Raw genomic sequence first — 13,806 nt, forward strand, 5'->3', positions numbered from 1 at the left:
CCTTCGCCCGCCAGCAGAAAGGCGAGGGGCTGTCCCTTGGGTCTGCCGCCGGATCGTCCCGACGGGCTGCGGGTCTCGGATGCCGTTGTCACAGAGGGTGCTTCGGGAGAGAGAAGGGGGGAGACGTATGGAGGGCGCCAGCCAGATGAGGGCCGGGCGCGGGAAGGGGGCCGGGCGTGCTGGTGAAGGCGCGGGTGGTCACCGGCTGGCCCTGATGGAGCGCGGGGTGCCGGTGCTGCCGGGGGGAGCGGTGAGGGCCTCGGCGAGCAGCTCGGCGGAGGTGTAACCGATGCCGGGCGGGGTGTGCCAGTGCAGATCGGTGCCGGCGGTGACATGGGCGGCCGGGACCGTGAGGCGGGTCCCGGACCGCAGAAGGCGTATCCCGTGACGGGCCCAGGGCCCGGGCCGGACGGTGTCCGGGTTGAGCAGGATGTGCCAGCTGCCGCTGTAGGGGTCGGCCAGGACCGGCCCGCGTCCGCCGGCGGCCTGCAGCACGGCGATCAGCGGGGGCGCGAGGGCGGCCGGGAGCCGTACGGCGTCGAAATACTCACCGCACCCCCAGGTACGCAGGCCGCCGGGCGGCGGTACCCAGGACGGCAGGGCGAGGTAGGGGTCCCCGTACGGGGAGGAGGCGCGGCGCATGCGTGTCCTTGTCGGATCGGGACGGCAGGAGCGCAACAGCGGCATGACTGCTCCTGGTCAGAGTTGGGTTTCATCAAGGGCGAGGTGCAGGAAGCCGCCTGCTGCGTGCAGCCGGTGGAGCTCCTGCTCGTACACGGAGCTGCACGAGGAGATGTCCACCTGCGAGGCGGCGACGAGGCCGTGGAACCCGCTGCGCCGCAGCGCCGCATAGGCACGGGCCAGGACGGGTCGGCCCTCGGGGTCGCTCTTCCAGGCGTCGTCGACGAAGGTCTCGGTGACCTCAAAGCCCGCCCGCTCGGCATGGGCGAGCGCCACCACACGCCGCTCACCTGGATCACCGCCGTCCCTGACCAGGACATACAGCGCAACCTTGGGGCGGCCAGTGACACCTGCGGTGAGCGACCGCAGGATGCTCAGCCGCAGGGCGCGCAGCCGGCGGGATCGCTCGGCACGCGAGAGCGGCCAGTCCTCGTCAGCCAGGGCGCGGGCTGGTGCCGTTGTGGAGCGCCGGGCAAGGGGAGGAAGCGCGTGGGCGGTAGGGGCGGTCTCCAGGAGCTGGCTCATGCCGACCTCCTTGTGCGGCCGCCCGACGCCGGAGCAGGACCCGGGGTCACCGGCCGGACGGTGCGGGGGCCGCCGGTCGAGGTGGAGGGCTGCTGCTGGGCACGGACGGCTTGGCGCAGCTGGTGGAGACTCCACCGGGACGGCAGCGCTGTGCGGGCGGCCTCGGCCAGCAACTGGTGCTCGGCCGTCGCCGCAAGGCCGTTGCGTACGCTGCTTCGCGTGCCGCAGGGGTGATGGGCGAGGTAGACCTGGCGGCGCAGGAGTTCTGCGTGGCTTCCGGCCCAGCCCCATGCTGTACACGTGAACTCGACCAGCGGTGCGGCGGGCGCGGCGAGTTGTCCCGGCACCAGGCGAACGGTGATGACCCCGTCTTCCGCCAGGCGGACGAGCTGGGACAAGTGGGCGACGGCCGCAGGCCCGCCGGGTGCCCGGTCCAGCACGCTCTCGTGCAGGAGCAGCACCGTGCGGCACCGGGCCGGTGCCGCTGGTCGTTGGCCGGGGGCGGCGGGCCTTGGTGAAGCTGCCGGGGTGAGCAAGGACGCCGGCAGAGGTCCGGCACTGTAGACGAGGACGGACCGGGAGCTGGCTCTGAGCGCGTCCAGCCACACCTGGGACGGAGTGAAGTCGTCGAGCTGGTGCTGGTGGCCGACGTGGGCCAGGAGCGCGAGTGCCTGCTGCACCTCGCAGGCGGGCGCGCCGTAGGAGGTCAGGAGGCTGCGCGCGGTCGTGGCGGACACCGGGCAGCGGGCCTTCTCCAGTTCGCCGATCCTGCCGGCCGATGCCCCGACGACGTCCCCGGCCTTCTGGCAGCTCAGCCCGGCGCGCGTTCGGTGGTGGCGCATCAGCGCGCCGACCAGGAAGGGCGGCAGGGAGGGGGTGCTGCAGTGCGGTGCGCACGGTGAGGGGACGGGGGTGCCGGTGGTCATGGGCACACCGCTGCGGGCGCCGTCGGGAGAAGGCTGGTGGGCTCCTGGTAGCCCAGGAACAGGGCCTGTGCCGTCTGGGCTCCAGGTACGCGGGCCGCCGGACGGCGGTACCCAGGACGGCAGGGTGAGGCAGGACTCCCCGTACGGGAGGAGGTGCGGAGCATGGGTGTCCTTGTCGGATCGGGACGGCAGATGTGCAACAGCGGGAAGGAAGACCTCAAAGTCGCGTGGCCGAGGAGGCCGGTGGTGGCCTTGTGACCGGCGCCGGTGAGCAGGAACAGACGGTCGGCGCCCGGGATGCGCGTGCTCGGCCGAGGGCGGGAGACGGTGGAGTGCCCTCATGGCGTCCTCACCGCCGCAGGCGCGCCGGCGGGTGGAGTGGAGATCGCTGCGGCCAGCGCGGGCCTGGCCTCGGCGCCCAGCCGCAGACGGGCGACGCGGCCACCGGCCGGGCTCAGGACGGCCGGAGTACGGGTCTGCCACCCGAGGCCGCGCAAGTGCTTCAGCAGCCACTCGCTCGCTGCGTCGACGGATCCGGGGCGGGACGGCACTTCGCACCAGACCCACATCAGATGGTTGTCGGCCGCGTGGTCGGCGAGCCACAGGGTGAGCAGCCGCCCGACCTGGCTGGAGCCGACCGTCGCGGGGTCGAGGGAGACCAGAAGCCCCGGCTCGCGGCCGTCGGCACCCCAGTGGCGCATATCGGGATCTTCGTGCAGGACGAGAGCGCCGGCGAGGATGCCGTCCTCGTACAGCCCCAGGGCGCCGGGTTCCTGGAGAAGGGCCCTGGTGGGGTCGGCGGAGACGGTGATGCCCTGGCCGGCGAGCAGGCGGGCGCGGTCTTCCGCCAGGGCCGCGGCTTCGGCACGGGCAGCGTCGGTGTCGATCGGCAGCAGCACGTAGACCGGCGCGGCGCACCTGCCGCCCGCCGGCGGCCGCCGGTCGCCGTCAATGAGGTTGCTCATGTTGCTCATCGGGCCGGGCCTGCCGTGGCCGTTGCCGTGGGTGCGGGCTGAGAGTTTGAGGTGTCGCCGAGAATGCCCCATGCATGTGCCAGGCCCACCAGATGGGCGGCGTTGTCCGCCCCGGTCTTCTTCACCAGGCCGGCCAGTTTCGCCCGCACCTCTGTGCGGTGGATGCGGGCGGTGCGGGCAATGTCCTGGTTCTCCGAGTGCTCGGCGACCGCCTTGAGGAGCAGCAGGTCGTCCTCGCAGAGGCTGGGGCGTTCCAGCGACGTGACGGGCGGGTCGATCTGCCCGCTGCTGAGAACCGCGTGGGCGCGGGCCGGGCGGCTGGTCGCCTGCAGTTTCCAGCCGATCCTGGTCAGGTGTCGCCTAAACGTTCCCGGCTGCATGCCCAGCGCCTCAGCTGCCTGGTCATTGGACTGCCCGGTCACCAATTGCTCGGCAACGCGCATCTCGGTCGGCGTCATCAGGGTGTGGTCGGCAGCGGATACGGAACTGACGGTCATTGATGTTCCAGAGGTCGAAGCGGGCAGGAAGCAGACAGCGGCGTGGGTGGGCGGTTCAGGCGTCCTGACACCGCCGTCAGGTCAGGGCGGCTGGTGCAGGAGCAGGGGAGAGCACGGCGGACAGGCGCTGCGACCACTGGCCCTTGGCCTGGCCGAGCGCAACCTCGGCGAGGCGCAGCAGCTGGATGTCGGAGGTGCCGGCAGGGGCGAAGATGTGGTGTGCGTCGCGCAGGTAGCGGCCGATGGGGACGTCGTCCATCAGTCCGGCCGCGGCGTGGATTTCCATCGCGGCCCGAGCGGAGTCCAGGGTGGATTCGACGTTGATCAGCTTCGCGTTCATCAGCTCGGCGTCGCAGGCGGCACCGGTGTCCAGCAAGTGGGCGGCGTGGTACGCGGCGAGGCGGGACGTCATCACCCGCGACTTGATCTGGCCGACCTTCAGCTTGATGTGGAGCATGTCGTGCAGCGGCTTGCCGCCACGGTGGCGCTCGGCGGTGAACCGGGTGACTTCTTCCAGAATGGCCTGGTGCAGGCCGAGGGCCACGGCGGTGAGATTGGGACGCCCGTACAGGATGCTGGAGGAGTAGGCGACGTCGCGTCCTTCTCCTTCCTCGCCCAGACGGTTGGCTGCCGGTATGCGGCAGTTGTCGAAGATGAGTTCGCCGAAGCTGAAGCCGTGCAGGCCGAGGGTGTCCTTGTGCGGGGCGAGGGAAAGGCCGGGCCGGTCAGCTTCGACGAGGAACGCGGACAGGCCTTTGGAACCCGGCCCGGTACGGGCGACGACGCCGTGCAGATGGGCGATGTGGCTGTTGCCGATGTAGATCTTCCGGCCGTTGAGGACATAGCTGTCGCCGTCGCGGTGTGCGGTGGCCTGCATGCCCAGGACGTGGCTGCCGGAGTCGGGCTCGGTGACCGCGATGGTGGGCAGACAGGAACCGTCGGCGAACTTCGGCAGCCAGGTGCGTTTTTGCTGCTCGTTTCCAAAATGGATGATCTTGGCGGCGCCGAGCTGGGAAGCCTGGACGGCGGCACCCATCGCGCCACTGACCCGGGACAGCTCTTCAATGGTGATGGTCTTGGCGAGGTGGCCGGCCCCCATACCGCCGTAGGCCTTGTCGACGGTGACGCCAACCCACCCCTGACGGGCGATCTCCGACACGAGTTCGGTCTCGATCTCTTCGGTGCGCTCCATGTCCGCCATGCGCGGCGCGACCTTGGACTCCGCGAACGCGCGTACTTCCGAGCGGAGCTGGTGGTGGCGTTCTTCGAGATAGACGTCGGGCATTGTGTGGGCTTCCCTCTCTGTTGGTCGCTTTGACGTACGAGGTGGTGTGAACGCGGGCTACGGCTGGATGCCGGCACGCTGGCAGAGGAAGGTCATGACGTCGTCGCGTCGCTGCTTGATGAGAGCCAGGGAGCTGCGGCCGGTGCTCAGGTCACGTTGCTCGGGGCCCACGAAGCACACGGTGCCCAGCACTGTGTCGCCGTGGAGAAGCGGAGCGCCGGCGTAGGTGCGGATCCCGATGAGGTCGACGACGGAGTTGCCCGCGAACCGCGGGGAGGCGAACACGTCGGGCAGGACCAGGGCCATCTTGCGGTCGACGACTTCGGGGCAGAAGCCATGACCGAGGGGCATGCTGCGGCCGACGGTCGGCAGGTCGCTCTCCTCGCCGGGGGTGTGCAGCCCGAAGAGCTGCTGCTCGGCTCCGAAGATGTTGACCATGGCGTAGGGGACGTCGGCCTCCTGGGCCAGCTGGGTGGCGAACGCGTCGAGCTCCGCCTGGGGGGCGACCAGACCGAGGGCACGCAGTAGGTCATCGCGCTCCGTCTGGGGGGCACGGGGACGTGGGAGGTCAGCGGAGAAGGTCATGCGAGGGCTCCGGGGGTGAGGTGACGGCGATACCGAAGGCTGTGTTCGACGAGTCGGATCAAAACGGTCATGGCGGATGCACGCTCTCGGACATCGCAGGTGAGCACGGGGACGCCGGGGTCCAGCTCGAGGGCCTGGCGCACCTCCTCGGGCGGGTAGCGGTAGGCGCCGTCGAACTCGTTGATGGCGACGACGAACGGTGTCTTCAGCTGCTCGAAGTAGCTCACCGCGGTGAAGGAGTCCCCCAGGCGACGGGTATCGGCGAGGACGACCGCCCCGACCGCTCCGTACGAGAGGTCGGGCCAGGCGGACCAGAAGCGCTCCTGTCCCGGTGTGCCGAACAAAAAAAGGATCATGGGGCGTGGTGGGTCGGTGAACGTGATCCGGCCGAAGTCCATGGCCACGGTGGTGGTGGTCTTCTTCGCGACTCCGGTGAGGTCGTCGATGCCCCGGCCGGCGTCGGTGAGGACTTCTTCGGTCGTCAACGGCGCTATCTCGCTCAGCGTGGCCACCATCGTGGTCTTGCCGACACCGAAGCCGCCGGCCACCACGATCTTCAGCTCCGCCAGGGGAGCCGCCGCGCTCCCCGCCTCAGAGCCGAGTGCGTAGACCATGAATCAGTGCCTCCAATAGCTCTACATCGTCATCAGGCGTGGCTCGGTAGGCAGGGGCCAAAGCCAGCGCGTCACAGTCGAGAAGGTCTCCGATCAGGACCTTCGCCACCTGCACGGGCTGGCCCAGACGGGCGGCGAGCTCGGCAACGGAGCGGGGGACTCCGCTGCAGTGCAGCAGCAGCGCCTCGCCCTCGGGGCCTGGTTGGACCGCCCCTGGGGCGGCCGGCCGGGTGATGAGGCAGGTGGTGAGGTGGAGTGTGTGATGGGAGTGGGTGCGACCCCCGGTGATCGTGTAGGGGCGGACATCCTCTAAGGAGCTGTCGTTCCAGCCGCCGGTCACCGCCTCACCGCCCCGACCCGCCGAAGGAGTTGGGTCGGGCCTGCACGACCAGGTGCTCAGCCAGACCGCCGATGAAGGTCTCCATCTCGTAGCCGACCTGACCCGGGTCCGCGTCCGCAGCGGCCACGACGGCCAAGACGGTGTTCACCGCCCTGTCATCCGTGAACCTCGCACCGGCACTCATCACGAAGAGGCTGCCGGCGTCGTGCTCGACGACCACCTGGCGGATCCCGCCCGCGGCGTCCTTGAACTGCTGCCGCCCGAGCGAGTACAAGCCGGAGATGACGGCCGCCAGACTGTCGGCGTGATCGTTCGACTGCTGGGTGAAGGCCAGTTTCAGTCCGTCACCGGAGCCCAGGAGAGCTCCTGTAGTGCCGGGCGCCTTTTTGAGGAGGCCCTCAAGCAGGTTGCTGAGCTGCTGGCGTGCGGTCGAAGTGCCGTCGGTGTGCATGGATCTCTCCTGGCCAGGGTGGGAAGTACGAGAGGGCGAGGGGTGTCTCAGGCGTCGTGCGACTGGGAGGTGGGGGTGTCCTTGGACGGTCTGCGGGAGCTGAAGTGCGCCATCAGGCCACCCGTTGCATTTCCCGCCGGCGCCTGCGGAGCAGACGGCAAAACACGGCGCCTCGCCTCGCCGCGACGCGGCAGGGCCGGCCGGCCTTCGCTCTGGTCACGCAAGGCCGCCGCGACCGCTTCGTCTCCCGGCAACGCAGGCTGGATGCGCCGGGGCAGCTCGGCGGTGTCGTCCGGGCGCGGCCTTGTGCGTGGCCCCAGCGCAGGGCCGGACGGCATGGAAGGACGCGGATCTTGGGTAGGAGGCCTGTTGTTCAGGCTCTGCATGTCGGGGGAGACCAGCAGATCCTGGGGGATGACCACGACGGCCTGGGTCCCGCCGACGATGTTGGGCGCCAGCCGGATGGTGATCTTGTGGCGCTTCGCGAGGAGAGCGGCGACCAGGAGGCCGATCCGCCCCTCCCGCAGGCGGGCCCGGAGATCTTGCGTCTCGGGGGCGGCCAGCAGACGGTTGAGTGCTTCCCGCTTCGGCTGCGACATGCCGGTACCACGGTCGAGCAGTTCGATGGCTATCCCGCTGCCGGCCTGGTGGGTGAAGACCTCCACCTTGTCGCTGCTGAACCTGGTCGCGTTCTCCATCAGGGCAGCGAGCAAGTGCACCACGTTCGGACTGACGTAACCCGGAAGTGCGACAGATGTGTGCTGGGACGCTGCCACGCGCACGCGCTGATACTCGGGGATCTCCGCAACGGCACGCCGGATCGCCGTGGCCAGCAGGACGGGCGCGCTGTCACGCGAAGGAGTGCTGCCGCCCAGCACTGCGAGGCTTTCGACCACGCGCCGGATCTGGGTCTGAAGGTGGTCCACGCGAAATACCATGGCCATCAGTTCCGGGTCTTCGATGGTCCTCTCGACCTCGGAGATTTCGGTGATGCTGCGGTTGACCAGACTCTGCAGCCGAGGAGCGATCGACTTGAAGATCTCGGCCAGTTCGGCCTGGGCGTTGAGCTTTTGGTGCTGGCGGGCCGCGGCCGCCAGCACCGTTCTCCACGACTCCTCGAAGGCCGCCTGCAAAAGGGTCACCGCGTCGGTGCGGACATCCCCAGTGCGCGCCGGGGCGACAGGCGGAGAAAAACTGGTGTGCGTGGCGCCCTGTTCAGCCTGCTCGGCTGCCCAACGGACCTTCTGACGCCCCTCATTGACAGCAGCAATGACTGCTTCCAAAGCCCGGAGGGCTTCATCGCGATCCTTGCGGGCTTCACCTTCCCGCAGCAGGTTCCGACGGGCACCGAGCACACGAGCTCCGGTCCACCACAGCACACATCCGGCCGCAGCGACCGCAGTCGCGATACCGAGAGGAGCAGGCAGCACCTCGAAGCCGTCGAGCATCCACCCGCCCGCCACTGCCGCCCCTGTGAGGGCGCTGGATATCAACGCAGGTGGAAGCACCACGGCGTCGCCGGCGTGCGCACGCCGGCGACGGCCGGACGGCCCCCCAACCTGAGCTGCCTGATCAGACATGGCATTCCTCCTGCCGTCGAGATCCGACGGGGGACCGGTCGGCGTTCCGCAGCTGTATGCGCAACAGACTGAGCTGGCCGTGCCGTATCAATGCGTCGATGAAGAGGGCGGTGGGCAACGGCCGGGACGAGGCGCGGTTCATGCCGTCACCGGTGTCTTCATTCGCGCCAGCTCGTGCAGCAGGACGGCGCTGTCCACGAGACCGAGCATCGAGTACGCCTGCGGAAAGTTCCCCAACTGCCGCCCGGTGGCCGGGTCGTACTCCTCGGCGAGCAGGCCCATGTCACTGCGCAGCGTCAGCAGCTGCTCGAACAGCTCCTCGGCCTCGGCCAGCCGGCCGGTGAGCGCCAGGGCGTCGACCAGCCAGAAGGAACACAGGAGGAACGAGCCCTCGTCGCCCGGCAGTCCGTCCATGCCCTCACGCCGGCCGGCCGTCGGGTACCGGTGGACCAGGACACCGTCGGTGCTCAGCTCCCTGCGGACGGCGTCCACGGTGCCGACCACCCGCGGGTCGTCGGCCGGCAGGAACCCGGTGCGCGGCAACAGCAGGAGCGAGGCGTCCAGCTCCCGGGAGCCGTAGGACTGCGTGAAGGTGTTGCGGACCGGGTCGTAGGACTGCTCGCACACCTCGGCATGGATCTCTTCGCGCAGGCGCACCAACTCGTCCAGGTCGGCGCCGAGCACCCCCTGCTCGACGAGACGGACCGCACGGTCGACCGCCACCCAGCACATGAACTTGGAGTGTGTGAAGTGCCGGGGTTTGCCGCGGACCTCCCAGATGCCGTCGTCGGGCTCGCGCCAGTGCCGGCGCACGTACTCGACGAGCTTCAGGATCAGACCCTCGGTGCTCTGGCACCGTGCGACACCGAACTTGTGGGCCAAGGCGAGCGTCTCGATGACCTCGCCGGGCACATCCAGCTGCAGCTGGTGCACCGCGCCGTTGCCGATCCGGACCGGGCGTGAGCCCTCGTATCCGGGCAGCCAGCCCAGCTCCCGCTCGGGCAGCTCCCGGCGGCCGTCCAGGCGGTACATGATCTGCAGGTTCTGCGGATCACCGCCGAGCGTGCGCAGCAGCCACCGCCGCCACGCGACGGCCTCCTCGCGGTAGCCGGTACGCAGCAGCGCGGACAGGGTGACCGAGGCATCGCGCAGCCAACAGGCCCGGTAGTCCCAGTTCCGTACCCCGCCGAGCTCCTCGGGCAGCGAGGTGGTGGGCGCAGCGACGATCCCGCCGGTGGGGGCGTAGGTGAGCGCCTTGAGCGTGATCAGGGCACGCACGACCGGCTCGCGGAACCGGCCGTCGTAGGCCAGCTGCTGGACCCACTGCTGCCAGAAGTCGCTGGTCTGTGCGAGCGCCGCCCCTGCGTCGGGGACCTCGGGAGCGGGGGCGTGCGAAGGCTGCCAGGTCAGGGCGAAGGCCACACACGCGCCGGCCGTGACCGTGAAGGTGTGGCTGATGGTGCCGTCCTTCTCCCGGCCGGGCACCGAGGTATCGAGCCACAGTGCGTCGGGCCCGCAGACCGCGGCCGTCCGCCCGCCCTCGTCGTAGATCCACGGCATCGTCCGGCCGTAGTCGAACCGCGGGGACAGCGTCGATGTCATGTCCACCGTGCCGGTGACGCCCTCGACGATCCGGATCACCTGCGGGCCGTGCCCGTCCCGGGGCGGCATGAGGTCCAGGACGCGGACCGTGCCGCTCTTTGTGTCCCACTCGGACTCGACGATGAGCGTGTCCCCCCGGTACTGGCGCCGGTCTGCGTACGGGGCGGGCGCGCCCGCGGGGATGGCGGGGCCTATCCGCCAGAACCCGTGCGTGTCCGTACCGAGCAGCCCGGCGAATGCGGCGGCCGAGTCGAAGCGGGGCAGGCACAGCCAGTCGACCGATCCGTCCCGGCCGACCAGAGCAGCGGTCTGCATGTCGCCGATGAGCGCGTAGTCCTCGATGAGCCGGGGGCTGTCCACGGTGAGCGGCGTGTTCAAGGTGGGCGTGTTCATGTGGTCTGGTCTCCGGTCGTGGCGAGTGCGGCGTAGGCATGGGAATGGTCGAAGAGGGTGTGCGGGCCGGGCGGCCGGACGGTGGTGGTGCTGGGGAGCCGCCAGGTGGCGGTGGTCACCAGCCCGCAGCCGTCCAGCAGCGTCCACGAGCCGAGCAAGGACTTGATGCCCTCACTGGTCCGGGGCCGGAAGGCGATTCCGGCCTTCTCATAGACCCCGCTCAGCCGCACCAGCTGCCCCTGGCGGGCGAAGTCGCCGGTGGCGTGGGTGAGCGAGAGCACGGACCCCGGCGGGAGCCAGTCATGCAGCGCCGTCAGGACGGTGCGGGCCGTGTCGGCGCCGATCCACGGCAGGACGTCGTGCAGCAGCACCCCGATCGGACGGCCACGGTCGAGCCGCTCGATCGGCGCAGCGGCGAGAAGGGCGGGCATGTCCGCCAGGTCCGCGAGCAGCGAGGCGGTGCCGGTGCGCTCGGCCAGACTCATCCGCGCGTGAGCCTCCACCATGGGGTCGCTGTCGACGTAGACGATGTGCCGTACGGCATCCGGCAGGCTCAAGTGGTCGTCGTGCGGCAGGCCGCAGCCCAGATCGATGACCTGGTCGATGCCGAGCTGCTGGGTGAAGCAGTCCAGGATTCGGGGGCCGTGGGCGCGGTTGATGCGCACGCTGGCCGGCAGCCAGGGCGCGACGGCGAGAAGCTCCCGGGTCAGCTCCCGGTCGACGGTGTAATTGTCCCTCCCGCCGTCGAGATGGTCCTGCACCCGGGCAACCGTCGGCCTGAGGAAGATCTCTGAAGGGGTCCAGCCACTCATCGCGCGTCGGCCTCCTTGCTCTGCCGCGTGCACACGGCGCACGGGACAACACCCCGCTGGGTGCTGATGGCGCCGGTGTCGCGCACGGCTCGGACACGGCGGTTGAACTCCCCCTGATCGAGGTCGAGCAGCCGCGCCATGGGAACCTCGCGAGGCGGCCCGAGCAGGCAGGCCAGGAACCGGGCCAGGGTCATGAGGCGGCCCTCCGCTCCATCGTGTGTGCGGCGCGCACGAGCAGCTGGTGTGTCTCCTCGCGGCCGCAGGCGGCGGACAGGGCCTCGCGCAGACCGGCGCTCACCGTCCGCGCAGCGCGCGAGCCGCTCTCGTAGCTGGGGAAGAGGCCCAGGCCCGTCACCAGGCGGTGCCCATGGAGAGTTACTTCGGCCGGCCAGTGGAGCGTGTGCACGAACAGGATCTGGCTCATCGGCAGGATGCGGATGACCAGTCCCCCGGCATCCGCATCCTCACCGCTCACCAGCTCGGCCAGATGCCGCAGCTGGCCTCCCATCACCTCGTAGCCGCCGGCCGGCTTGGTCAGCACGGTCTCGTCCAGCAGCACCGTCCGCCGCTGCCCCTGGGCCCACGTGATGGTGTGCACCCACCGGGGCAGCCCGAGCACCGGTTCATCCGCGGTGACGCAGACCGCGGGGTCCAGCACCGCCTCCTGGTACGCCTGCGTGCGTAGGCCCGCGGGCACCTGCACGCAGAACTGGAGGATCTCGCTCGCCGTCCGCATCACAGCGATGTAGCGCGCCATCGCCTCCTCGCCCGCCACGTCCGCCCAGTGGTCGAACGGGGCGCGTTTCGCATACCCCTGCTCCTCGTGCTCGCTGCGGGTGTAGTCCTGCGGCGGCAGGCTCCGGACGAGGTAGTCGACGTGCTGCTTTGCTACGCCGTAGTGGAGCAGCAGCCTCTGCACCGCGGCCGGGGAAATCGGGGACTCGGCGCGCTCCCACCGGCTGACGGCCGAGGCCGACTGGCCGGCGGCGCGGGCCGCCGCCTCCAGTGTTTCGCCTTTCGCCTGGCGCAGGCCACGCAGGTAGACGCCCAGCACGATCCGGGCAGGCGCCTGCGGCAGTTCCGTAGGCGGTGGTGGCGAGACGGCATGGAGCACGGTGGGGTTCCCATCAAGGGGCGGGGGCGGGGCGGGTTCACGACGGTTTCCGCGTCTCAGGCGGACTGGAGCGGTGGGGCCCGGTGGGCAGGAAAACGGCGGTGACCGCGGGAGGAAGGCGCAAGCTGTCGCCGGTGTGAGCGGCGACGGCGCCCGGTGCGGACAGCGGCCGGGACGAAGAAGTCAGGCATGACACACCTCCCGGGCAGGGGTGCCGGACGGCGGGCGCACTGCGGGCTGTCGCATCCGCGCCCGCATCAGGCTGAGGGCGTCGTAAAGCCCTGTCGGCGCGGTGATCGAGGCAGCCAGCGGCTCCGGTGGAGCGACCCACAAACGCGGTGGACAGGACCGCTGGTAGCCCTGCGTCACACACATCAGTCTCGAACCCGTGGTGCACGCGGAATGCGCGGCTCTCCACAGGTCGGCGGTTCCGGACTCGACCGGAACGAGCAGCATCCGATGAGTTGTGCAGCACAGCAGCGGCCCGACCGCCTGCTTCGTGTCGAGCATGGTGGTGAGCGCGGACATTCCAAGCCCCATGCCGACGTGGACGACGTCGAAGGCCCGCGGCAGCGCGGGCGGGAGGGGACTCTCGCTGAAGTGCAACTGCCAGGGGTGGGTGCTCAGGAGGGGAGTCATCAGCTCTCCGGTCAGGGCGAGGGGTCCGTCGGGCGGATTCGGTCAGTGCGGCAGGGTGATCATGGTCAGGGCAAAAGCGAAGGTGGCGATCCACAGAAGGGGCTCCGAGGCCACCGCCGGATGTCCGCAGATCGGCACAGCGGACCAGCAGGAGGCAGACAGCTCAGTGGCCGGCGGGTCACACGGGTCGCATCTCACCAGCGATGATCAAAATGGCCACGGCCACGGCGAATACGCCGATGCGGACCGCGTTGCGGGACGGTCGCCAGCCCCGCAAGCAGGACGGCTGAGCGGCCTGCGGCTCGCCAGCTGTGCCTGCTGGAATCGTCGGTTCGGTGCTCATGGCTCCTCGGAAGGACGGCTGCCGGTCGGAAGGAGCCGGATAGCCAAGGTTTTGGGCGCCGACAGGAGAGGCGTCCGCGTGATCACGCGCCGACCACCTTCGGAACGTCCCTGACCAGCGGAAGGGGACGGCGAGGCTCGACGGCCTCCCCGTTCGGCTTCAGGCATCCGGTGTCCTCGAAGGCGATGACGCCGTTGCACAGCATGCTGTAGCCAGGTTGCGAGCAGTGCGTCATGACGACCGAGGCTTCGCGGTCCGGGGCGTCGGCGGAAGGGCAGGCAGGCATGTGGGTGCACATGGCGATTCCTTGGGGGAAGCTGCGCGGATCGACAGGGGCAGGGGGACCGGCTGCCGCGGGGGAATTCCTCACCGCGGCAGCCGGGAGGCATGGGCGCCATGGCCGTATGCCTCACTCCGTCCTCGCGGGGGCAATAGTGCCGCAGTG

At 70.0% G+C, this 13,806-nt stretch carries 18 protein-coding genes; all 18 read right to left on the bottom strand.

Annotated features, from left to right (window positions below):
* Positions 1-198 precede the first annotated feature (198 nt).
* Complete coding sequence (locus BN1555_RS28895; protein ID WP_093802097.1) at positions 199-642, bottom strand: hypothetical protein; 444 nt, start codon at positions 640-642, stop codon at positions 199-201.
* 57 nt (positions 643-699) lie between these two features.
* Positions 700-1,206: a hypothetical protein gene (locus BN1555_RS28900; RefSeq protein WP_093802098.1), complete on the bottom strand. Its 507-nt coding sequence runs from the start codon at positions 1,204-1,206 to the stop codon at positions 700-702.
* Entirely contained in the window at positions 1,203-2,132 is a 930-nt protein-coding gene (locus BN1555_RS28905; protein ID WP_093802099.1) for a Scr1 family TA system antitoxin-like transcriptional regulator, read from the bottom strand. Before BN1555_RS28905 ends, BN1555_RS28900 begins: the two co-directional genes overlap by 4 nt.
* 338 nt (positions 2,133-2,470) lie before the next feature.
* The gene (locus BN1555_RS28910; protein WP_255306223.1) at positions 2,471-3,097 is read right to left on the bottom strand and encodes a hypothetical protein; all 627 of its coding nucleotides are present in this window, start codon (positions 3,095-3,097) and stop codon (positions 2,471-2,473) included.
* Positions 3,098-3,102: 5 nt separating this feature from the next.
* Positions 3,103-3,603 carry a LuxR C-terminal-related transcriptional regulator gene (locus BN1555_RS28915; RefSeq protein WP_093802101.1) on the bottom strand — a complete coding sequence of 167 codons (501 nt, stop codon included), beginning with the start codon at positions 3,601-3,603 and terminating at the stop codon, positions 3,103-3,105.
* A 76-nt stretch (positions 3,604-3,679) separates the two neighbouring features.
* On the bottom strand, positions 3,680-4,888 hold the full coding sequence (locus BN1555_RS28920; protein ID WP_093802102.1) for an acyl-CoA dehydrogenase family protein: 1,209 nt from the start codon (positions 4,886-4,888) through the stop codon (positions 3,680-3,682).
* A 57-nt stretch (positions 4,889-4,945) separates the two neighbouring features.
* Positions 4,946-5,473: a GAF domain-containing protein gene (locus BN1555_RS28925; RefSeq protein ID WP_093802103.1), complete on the bottom strand. Its 528-nt coding sequence runs from the start codon at positions 5,471-5,473 to the stop codon at positions 4,946-4,948.
* A complete protein-coding gene (locus BN1555_RS28930; protein ID WP_093802104.1) occupies positions 5,470-6,087 on the bottom strand; it encodes a GTP-binding protein in 618 nt (205 codons plus the stop codon). Before BN1555_RS28930 ends, BN1555_RS28925 begins: the two co-directional genes overlap by 4 nt.
* On the bottom strand, positions 6,065-6,427 hold the full coding sequence (locus BN1555_RS28935) for a DUF742 domain-containing protein (protein WP_093802105.1): 363 nt from the start codon (positions 6,425-6,427) through the stop codon (positions 6,065-6,067). Before BN1555_RS28935 ends, BN1555_RS28930 begins: the two co-directional genes overlap by 23 nt.
* 4 nt (positions 6,428-6,431) lie before the next feature.
* Positions 6,432-6,878 (bottom strand): roadblock/LC7 domain-containing protein, encoded by a 447-nt coding sequence (locus BN1555_RS28940; protein WP_093802106.1) that lies wholly within the window; start codon positions 6,876-6,878, stop codon positions 6,432-6,434.
* Between the two features lie 47 nt (positions 6,879-6,925).
* Positions 6,926-8,458, bottom strand: a complete 1,533-nt coding sequence (locus tag BN1555_RS28945; RefSeq protein WP_141662895.1) for an ATP-binding protein — start codon at positions 8,456-8,458, stop codon at positions 6,926-6,928.
* A gap of 138 nt (positions 8,459-8,596) precedes the next feature.
* Complete coding sequence (locus BN1555_RS28950; RefSeq protein ID WP_093802108.1) at positions 8,597-10,453, bottom strand: glycoside hydrolase family 15 protein; 1,857 nt, start codon at positions 10,451-10,453, stop codon at positions 8,597-8,599.
* On the bottom strand, positions 10,450-11,265 hold the full coding sequence (locus tag BN1555_RS28955) for an SAM-dependent methyltransferase (protein WP_093802109.1): 816 nt from the start codon (positions 11,263-11,265) through the stop codon (positions 10,450-10,452). The genes BN1555_RS28950 and BN1555_RS28955 overlap by 4 nt, the downstream gene beginning before the upstream one ends.
* The gene (locus tag BN1555_RS28960; RefSeq protein ID WP_093802110.1) at positions 11,262-11,459 is read right to left on the bottom strand and encodes a hypothetical protein; all 198 of its coding nucleotides are present in this window, start codon (positions 11,457-11,459) and stop codon (positions 11,262-11,264) included. The genes BN1555_RS28955 and BN1555_RS28960 overlap by 4 nt, the downstream gene beginning before the upstream one ends.
* Complete coding sequence (locus BN1555_RS28965) at positions 11,456-12,379, bottom strand: Scr1 family TA system antitoxin-like transcriptional regulator (protein WP_176710155.1); 924 nt, start codon at positions 12,377-12,379, stop codon at positions 11,456-11,458. The genes BN1555_RS28960 and BN1555_RS28965 overlap by 4 nt, the downstream gene beginning before the upstream one ends.
* A 183-nt stretch (positions 12,380-12,562) precedes the next feature.
* Positions 12,563-13,018, bottom strand: coding sequence for a hypothetical protein (locus tag BN1555_RS28970; RefSeq protein ID WP_093802112.1), 456 nt, complete (start codon positions 13,016-13,018; stop codon positions 12,563-12,565).
* Between the two features lie 178 nt (positions 13,019-13,196).
* Positions 13,197-13,361 carry a hypothetical protein gene (locus tag BN1555_RS39170; RefSeq protein WP_176710156.1) on the bottom strand — a complete coding sequence of 55 codons (165 nt, stop codon included), beginning with the start codon at positions 13,359-13,361 and terminating at the stop codon, positions 13,197-13,199.
* A gap of 82 nt (positions 13,362-13,443) precedes the next feature.
* Positions 13,444-13,659, bottom strand: a complete 216-nt coding sequence (locus BN1555_RS28975) for a DUF5999 family protein (RefSeq protein ID WP_093802113.1) — start codon at positions 13,657-13,659, stop codon at positions 13,444-13,446.
* Positions 13,660-13,806: the final 147 nt, after the last annotated feature.

It is taken from the genome of Streptomyces sp. Wb2n-11, from assembly GCF_001049855.1.
Classification (GTDB): Bacteria; Actinomycetota; Actinomycetes; order Streptomycetales; family Streptomycetaceae; genus Streptomyces; species Streptomyces altiplanensis.

Excerpts from the sequence above, each read along its gene's own strand:
- BN1555_RS28895 (WP_093802097.1), bottom strand. The coding sequence starts at position 642 with ATGCGCCGCGCCTCCTCCCCGTACGGGGACCCCTACCTCGCCCTGCCG.
- BN1555_RS28900 (WP_093802098.1), bottom strand. The coding sequence starts at position 1,206 with ATGAGCCAGCTCCTGGAGACCGCCCCTACCGCCCACGCGCTTCCTCCC.
- BN1555_RS28905 (WP_093802099.1), bottom strand. The coding sequence starts at position 2,132 with ATGACCACCGGCACCCCCGTCCCCTCACCGTGCGCACCGCACTGCAGC.
- BN1555_RS28910 (WP_255306223.1), bottom strand. The coding sequence starts at position 3,097 with ATGAGCAACCTCATTGACGGCGACCGGCGGCCGCCGGCGGGCGGCAGG.
- BN1555_RS28915 (WP_093802101.1), bottom strand. The coding sequence starts at position 3,603 with ATGACCGTCAGTTCCGTATCCGCTGCCGACCACACCCTGATGACGCCG.
- BN1555_RS28920 (WP_093802102.1), bottom strand. The coding sequence starts at position 4,888 with ATGCCCGACGTCTATCTCGAAGAACGCCACCACCAGCTCCGCTCGGAA.
- BN1555_RS28925 (WP_093802103.1), bottom strand. The coding sequence starts at position 5,473 with ATGACCTTCTCCGCTGACCTCCCACGTCCCCGTGCCCCCCAGACGGAG.
- BN1555_RS28930 (WP_093802104.1), bottom strand. The coding sequence starts at position 6,087 with ATGGTCTACGCACTCGGCTCTGAGGCGGGGAGCGCGGCGGCTCCCCTG.
- BN1555_RS28940 (WP_093802106.1), bottom strand. The coding sequence starts at position 6,878 with ATGCACACCGACGGCACTTCGACCGCACGCCAGCAGCTCAGCAACCTG.
- BN1555_RS28945 (WP_141662895.1), bottom strand. The coding sequence starts at position 8,458 with ATGTCTGATCAGGCAGCTCAGGTTGGGGGGCCGTCCGGCCGTCGCCGG.
- BN1555_RS28950 (WP_093802108.1), bottom strand. The coding sequence starts at position 10,453 with ATGAACACGCCCACCTTGAACACGCCGCTCACCGTGGACAGCCCCCGG.
- BN1555_RS28955 (WP_093802109.1), bottom strand. The coding sequence starts at position 11,265 with ATGAGTGGCTGGACCCCTTCAGAGATCTTCCTCAGGCCGACGGTTGCC.
- BN1555_RS28960 (WP_093802110.1), bottom strand. The coding sequence starts at position 11,459 with ATGACCCTGGCCCGGTTCCTGGCCTGCCTGCTCGGGCCGCCTCGCGAG.
- BN1555_RS28970 (WP_093802112.1), bottom strand. The coding sequence starts at position 13,018 with ATGACTCCCCTCCTGAGCACCCACCCCTGGCAGTTGCACTTCAGCGAG.
- BN1555_RS39170 (WP_176710156.1), bottom strand. The coding sequence starts at position 13,361 with ATGAGCACCGAACCGACGATTCCAGCAGGCACAGCTGGCGAGCCGCAG.
- BN1555_RS28975 (WP_093802113.1), bottom strand. The coding sequence starts at position 13,659 with ATGTGCACCCACATGCCTGCCTGCCCTTCCGCCGACGCCCCGGACCGC.